Consider the following 5557-nt stretch of genomic DNA (forward strand, 5'->3'; position numbering starts at 1 on the left):
GCTTCCCTGTGCGGGAGGCGGGGCGCTGCCGTCGATGTCGGAGGCGTCAGCCCGGAATCAGACCGTCGTCGGAGAGCATCTCCCGGACCTCTTCGAGCGTCGCGTCCGGTTCCGGGAGAATCAGTTCCGAAGGTTCCAGTGCGTCGACGGGGAGGGGCTCGCCGAGGCGGCGGACCGCGTCGAGCAGGGCCGAGAACGTACGGCGGAAGCCGTCGGCGTCTCCCGACTCCATCTCGGCGAGCAGTTCGTCGTCCAGCTTGTTCAGCTCGGCGAAGTGACTGTCGGCCAGCTCCCACTGGCCCTCCCCCATGATCCTTACGATCATGACGCGCCGTCCTTACTGCTTGTCGAACCTGGGGTTGGAGGACGGCCGGCCCTGGGCCTGGTCCTGCGGCGTGCCCGTACCGCCCTCGATCGCCTGCTTCGAGTCCGAAGGGCCGCCGGCCAGCTCGGCCTTCATCCGCTGGAGCTCCAGCTCGACGTCCGTACCGCCGGAGAGCCGGTCCAGCTCCGCCTGGATGTCGTCCTTGGCCAGGCCCGACTGGTCGTCGAGCGCGCCCGAGGCGAGCAGCTCGTCGATCGCGCCGGCCCGGGCCTGCAGCTGGGCCGTCTTGTCCTCGGCGCGCTGGATCGCCACGCCGACGTCGCTCATCTCCTCCGAGATGCCGGAGAACGACTCGGCGATCCTGGTCTGCGCCTGCGCGGCGGTGTAGGTCGCCTTGATCGTCTCCTTCTTCGTACGGAAGGCGTCGACCTTGGCCTGGAGTCGCTGCGCGGCCAGCGTGAGCTTCTCCTCCTCGCCCTGCAGCGTCTGGTGCTGCACCTCGAGGTCGCTCACCTGCTGCTGCAGCGCGGCCCGGCGGGACAGCGCCTCGCGGGCCAGGTCCTCACGGCCGAGCGCCAGCGCCTTGCGGCCCTGGTCCTCCAGCTTGGCGGACTGGCCCTGGAGCTGGTTCAGCTGCAGTTCGAGCCGCTTGCGCGACGTCGCCACGTCGGCGACGCCCCGCCGGACCTTCTGCAGGAGCTCCAGCTGCTTCTGGTAGGAGTAATCGAGGGTCTCGCGCGGATCCTCGGCCCGGTCGAGGGCCTTGTTTGCCTTCGCGCGGAAGATCATCCCCATACGCTTCATGACACCGCTCATGGGCTTCGCGCGCCCCCTTCTGACGGACTCGGCTCAAGCACTCCAACAGGATCCACAGTACGGTCCCTGCCTCCATTACCGCACTGTTCGGGGGCGGATGTGCTCCTCCCCAAGGACGACTACGCCTGGGCTTCCTCAGGCCCAGGGTGTAGATGGACCTCAGGGAAAGCGTGCGTGTCGTCCGTGCGTACCCCCACAGACGCAGGCCGATACCGGATCGTTCCCGGCCGGACTGGGGTCCACACCCCCCACCACGTACTCTGGGGAATGTGTTCCGTAGCCGTTCCAAGGAAGAGAAGGCCCCCACCGACAAGGTGACGGCGGACCTCTCCAAGCAGCCCCGCGACCCTGAGGCCCCCAAGGGCCGCCCGACCCCGAAGCGGAGTGAGGCGCAGACCCAGCGCCGTCGCGCCGCGACGGTGCCGACCGACCGCAAGGAGGCCACCAAGCGCGCCCGCGAGGCCCGCCGCACCGACCTGGCCCGTCAGCGCGAGGCTCTGGCCAGCGGCGACGAGCGTTATCTGCCGGCCCGTGACAAGGGTCCGGTCCGCCGCTTCGTGCGCGACTTCGTCGACTCGCGCTTCTCCATCGCGGAGTTCTTCCTCCCGATGGCCGTGGTGATCCTCGTCCTGTCGATGATCCGCGTCCCGGCGCTGCAGAACATCTCGCTGCTGCTCTGGCTCGGTGTGATCGTGATGATCGTCATCGACTCGATCGGCATCTGGCTCCGTCTGAAGAAGCAGCTGAACGAGCGCTTCCCGAACGAGCCGAAGCGGGGTGCCGTGGCCTACGGCCTGATGCGTACGCTCCAGATGCGCCGACTGCGACTGCCGAAGCCGCAGGTCAAGCGCGGAGAGCGGCCCTGAGCACGAACGGCTCCGGTTCCGGCGCGGGCAGCGGTCCGCTGCTGCCCGCCGCCTCCCCGTGGCCGAGCGGGTACGGGGGGTTGCGCGAGACCGTCCGTCAGGAGCTCATCGCGCGCCAGCTCGACGAGCAGATAGCCGGCCGCTACCCGGTGGGGCAGCGGCTGCGGATCCTGGACGCGGGCATGGGGCAGGGAACCCAGGCCCTTCGGCTGGCCAGGGCGGGTCACACGGTGACCGGTCTGGAGGCCGATCCCGAGCTGCTCAAGGCCGCCCGGGACTCGCTGGCCACCGAACCGGCCGGGATCCGTGAACGGGTCCGGCTGATCGAGGGCGACGGCCGCGAGACCGGTGTGCACTTCCTCCCGGGCAGCTTCGACGTGGTGCTCTGCCACGGTGTCCTGATGTACGCGGACGAGCCGGACGCCCTGCTCGCGGGCCTCGCCCGGATGCTGGCCCCCGGCGGTCTGCTCTCCCTGGTGGTACGGAACGCGGACGCGCTGTCCATGCGGCCCGGCCTGGCCGGGGACTGGTCGGGCGCGCTGACCGGCTTCGAGTCGGACACGTACACCGACGACAGCGGATTCAAGGTGCGGGCCGACCGCCTCGACGCGCTGACGTCGACGCTGGCGGGGATCGCCGCACCGCTGCATGCCTGGTACGGCGTGCGGGTCTTCACCGACGGGATGGCGGGCGACGTGGGCCTGCCGGCCGCCGAGGAGCTGGAGCGGCTGCTCGCCGCCGAGGACCGTGCCGGGCGGACGGAGCCGTACCGCCGGATAGCGGCGCTGCTCCACCTGTGCGGTGTCCGGGGCTGACGCCCCGCGCGTCCCGCGCCCGACGGGGGGCGGGACGGTGAGCGGCCGGGCCCGCGGAGGGACCGGCCGCCGGGAGTCCTACGCCTCCGCGTTCAGCGACATCGTGTAGATCTTGGTGTCGTCCTCGAAGAGGGTGGCCTGGTCCGCCCCGCCCTCCAGAAGGTCCTTCCAGACCTCACCGATCCAGGACTCGGCGTCGCCCTGGGTCGTCCAGTCCTCCGGTTCCACCGCGGGAGCGGTCTCCGTGCCGTCGGACTTCTCGAACCGCCACGTCCATGCCATGTCCGCCTCCTGAGGCTCACCGGATGATCGGTTTCCTGCCCGCAGCGTAGCCGGGCGCGCACCCCTCGCGGTGACGCGGGAGGATCAATGGGTGGAACTGACTCTGCTCGGCACCGGCGCCCCCCTCGGGCTCCCCCGCCCCGACTGCCCCTGCGCCGTGTGCGCGACCTCCCGCGGTGACCGTGCGCGGGCCGCCACCGCGCTGCTCGTGGACGAGGCGCTGCTGCTCGACCTGACGCCGGGGGCCGCGCTGGCCGCCGCCCGCGCGGGGCATTCGCTGGTCGGTGTACGGCAGGTGCTGCTGACCCACCCGCACGACGGACCGGCCGTGGAGGTGCCGGCCGGGCTGCCGTCCGCGGGACGGGTGCCGGACGGACGGGAGTTGACGCTGATCAGCGGACACCGGGTGCGGGCCGTGTCGATGGACTCGCCCGGTACGGGGTACGAGGTGACGTCGCCGGAGGGCGAGCGGCTGCTCTATCTGCCGCCGGGCGGCTCCCCCGCCGGTCTGACCGACGATCACCGCAGTCCGTACGACATGGTCGTCATGGACGCCACGGGCCGCCCGGACGCGCTGGCCCGGCTGCGGGCGACCGGGGCCGTCTCCGCGAACACCGAGGTGATCGCCGTCCATCTCGACCACGACGTGCCGGGCGGTGAGGAACTGGACCGGCGGCTCGCGGCGGCCGGGGCGCGGACGGTGCCGGACGGCACGACGCTGTACGTCGGCGAGTACCACGCCGTACCGGACGTGCCGCGCAGGACGCTGGTGACCGGCGGGGCCCGGTCGGGCAAGTCGGTGGAGGCCGAGCGGCGCCTGGAGACGTTCCCCGAGGTGATGTACGTGGCGACCTCCGGGACCCGGCGGGACGACCCGGAGTGGGCGCAGCGGGTGGCCCTCCATCGGGACCGGCGGCCCGGCTCCTGGCGCACGGCCGAGACCTGCGACCTCGTACCGCTCCTCGCGGAGGCCGAGGGCCCGGCGCTGCTGATCGACTGCCTGTCGCTGTGGCTGACGGACGCGATGGACCGGGTGGGGGCCTGGGACGACGAGCAGTGGGCGAGCGGCGGGCAGGAGGCTCTGCGGAAGCGCGTCGAGGAGCTGGTTGCGGCGGTGCGGGCCACGTCCCGTACGGTCGTCGCCGTCACCAACGAGGTGGGCTCGGGGGTCGTGCCCGCCACCGCGGCGGGGCGGCGCTTCCGGGACGAGCTGGGCCGGCTGAACGCGGCCTTCGGCGACGAGTGCGAGCAGGTACTCCTCGTCGTCGCGGGACAGGCTCTGGTGCTGCGCGGGTAGGGTGCGATCACCGATGGCCACCGCCGACGCCACAAGGAAGAGCCTTGAACCTGGACGACTTCTCCGATCTGATCGAGCGCCCCGACGGCGGGGTACGGCGTGACGCCGAGGAACGCCGGGAGCGGTTGATCGTTCCGCCCGGTGCGCTCGGCCGGCTCGACGAGCTCGGCGAGTGGCTCTCGGCGGCTCAGGGTTCGGTCAAGGTTCGGGCGATCGAGCAGCCGCGCGTGGTGCTCTTCGCGGGCGATCACGGGGTGGCCTCGCTCGGGGTGTCCGGCCGTCCGGCCGGCACCGCGTACGAGCTGGTCCGCTCGGTCCTCGACGGCGCGAGCCCGGTGGCGGTGCTCGCCCGCGCGGCGAACGTCCCGGTGCGGGTGGTCGACGCCGGTCTGGACTGCGAGCCGGAGCTGCTGCCGGCCGAGGTGGTCCGCCACCGGGTGCGGCGCGGCAGCGGCCGGATCGACATCGAGAACGCGCTGACCGCGGAGGAGACCGAGGCAGCGGTACGGCTGGGCATGACGATCGCCGACGAGGAGGCCGATTCGGGCACGGACCTGGTCGTGCTCGGCGATCTGAGCGTGGGCGGCACGACACCGGCCTCGACGCTGATCGCGGCCCTGTGCGGGACGGACGCCTCCGTCGTGACCGGCCGGGGCGGAGCCGGGATCGACGACCTGGCGTGGATGCGCAAGTGCGCGGCGGTCCGGGACTCGCTGCGACGCGCCCGGCCGGTCCTGGGCGACCAGCTGGAACTGCTCGCGGCGGTCGGCGGGGCCGACCTGGCGGCGATGACGGGGTTCCTGCTGCAGAGCGCGGTGCGCCGGATGCCGGTGATCCTGGACGGCGTGGTGGGCGCGGCCTGTGCGCTGGTGGCGCAGCGGGCGGCGTTCCGGGCGCCGGACTGGTGGCTGGCGGGTCAGGTCAGCGGGGAGCCGGCGCAGGCGAAGGCGCTGGACCGGATGGCACTCAACCCGCTGCTCGACCACGGCGTCTCCGTGGGTGAGGGAACCGGGGCCATGCTCGCTCTTCCCCTCGTCCAGGCCGCGGCGGCGCTCGCCGCCGAGCTGCCCGAGCAGCCGGAACCGACCATTCCGGACGATGCCGGGGCGGACTCCCCGGACGAGGAGAACTAGCCGGATCCTGTCTCTTATACACA

Annotated in this window: 7 protein-coding genes; 4 read left to right on the plus strand and 3 right to left on the minus strand. The window is 72.3% G+C overall.

The genetic code is table 11. From position 1 onward, the window contains the following. Window positions 1-46: 46 nt before the first annotated feature. Complete coding sequence (locus ACFQ7Q_RS37400) at window positions 47-325, minus strand: hypothetical protein (protein WP_383563514.1); 279 nt, start codon at window positions 323-325, stop codon at window positions 47-49. A 12-nt stretch (window positions 326-337) separates the two neighbouring features. Then, window positions 338-1141: a PspA/IM30 family protein gene (locus ACFQ7Q_RS37405; protein ID WP_383563518.1), complete on the minus strand. Its 804-nt coding sequence runs from the start codon at window positions 1139-1141 to the stop codon at window positions 338-340. A gap of 269 nt (window positions 1142-1410) precedes the next feature. Between ACFQ7Q_RS37405 and ACFQ7Q_RS37410 the strand changes: the two genes are divergently transcribed. After that, the gene (locus ACFQ7Q_RS37410; RefSeq protein ID WP_383563520.1) at window positions 1411-2007 is read left to right on the plus strand and encodes a DUF3043 domain-containing protein; all 597 of its coding nucleotides are present in this window, start codon (window positions 1411-1413) and stop codon (window positions 2005-2007) included. An 80-nt stretch (window positions 2008-2087) separates the two neighbouring features. Then, window positions 2088-2822, plus strand: coding sequence for a class I SAM-dependent methyltransferase (locus ACFQ7Q_RS37415; protein ID WP_383563523.1), 735 nt, complete (start codon window positions 2088-2090; stop codon window positions 2820-2822). A 78-nt stretch (window positions 2823-2900) separates the two neighbouring features. On the opposite strand, the gene ACFQ7Q_RS37420 is transcribed toward ACFQ7Q_RS37415, so the two are convergent. After that, window positions 2901-3104, minus strand: coding sequence for a hypothetical protein (locus tag ACFQ7Q_RS37420; RefSeq protein ID WP_362367585.1), 204 nt, complete (start codon window positions 3102-3104; stop codon window positions 2901-2903). Window positions 3105-3195: 91 nt separating this feature from the next. On the opposite strand from ACFQ7Q_RS37420, the gene ACFQ7Q_RS37425 reads away from it, so the two are divergent. Both ACFQ7Q_RS37425 and cobT read left to right on the plus strand, forming a co-directional pair. Then, window positions 3196-4401 carry a bifunctional adenosylcobinamide kinase/adenosylcobinamide-phosphate guanylyltransferase gene (locus ACFQ7Q_RS37425; protein WP_383563526.1) on the plus strand — a complete coding sequence of 402 codons (1206 nt, stop codon included), beginning with the start codon at window positions 3196-3198 and terminating at the stop codon, window positions 4399-4401. A gap of 44 nt (window positions 4402-4445) precedes the next feature. Beyond that, window positions 4446-5534, plus strand: coding sequence for a nicotinate-nucleotide--dimethylbenzimidazole phosphoribosyltransferase (gene cobT / locus ACFQ7Q_RS37430; RefSeq protein WP_383563529.1), 1089 nt, complete (start codon window positions 4446-4448; stop codon window positions 5532-5534). Window positions 5535-5557: the final 23 nt, after the last annotated feature.

It is taken from the genome of Streptomyces sp. NPDC056527, from assembly GCF_042794475.1.
GTDB lineage: Bacteria > Actinomycetota > Actinomycetes > Streptomycetales > Streptomycetaceae > Streptomyces.

Bases quoted from the DNA above. Each gene is read 5' to 3' on its own strand.
- ACFQ7Q_RS37405 (WP_383563518.1), bottom strand. From the start codon at position 1,141: ATGAGCGGTGTCATGAAGCGTATGGGGATGATCTTCCGCGCGAAGGCA.
- ACFQ7Q_RS37400 (WP_383563514.1), bottom strand. From the start codon at position 325: ATGATCGTAAGGATCATGGGGGAGGGCCAGTGGGAGCTGGCCGACAGT.
- ACFQ7Q_RS37420 (WP_362367585.1), bottom strand. From the start codon at position 3,104: ATGGCATGGACGTGGCGGTTCGAGAAGTCCGACGGCACGGAGACCGCT.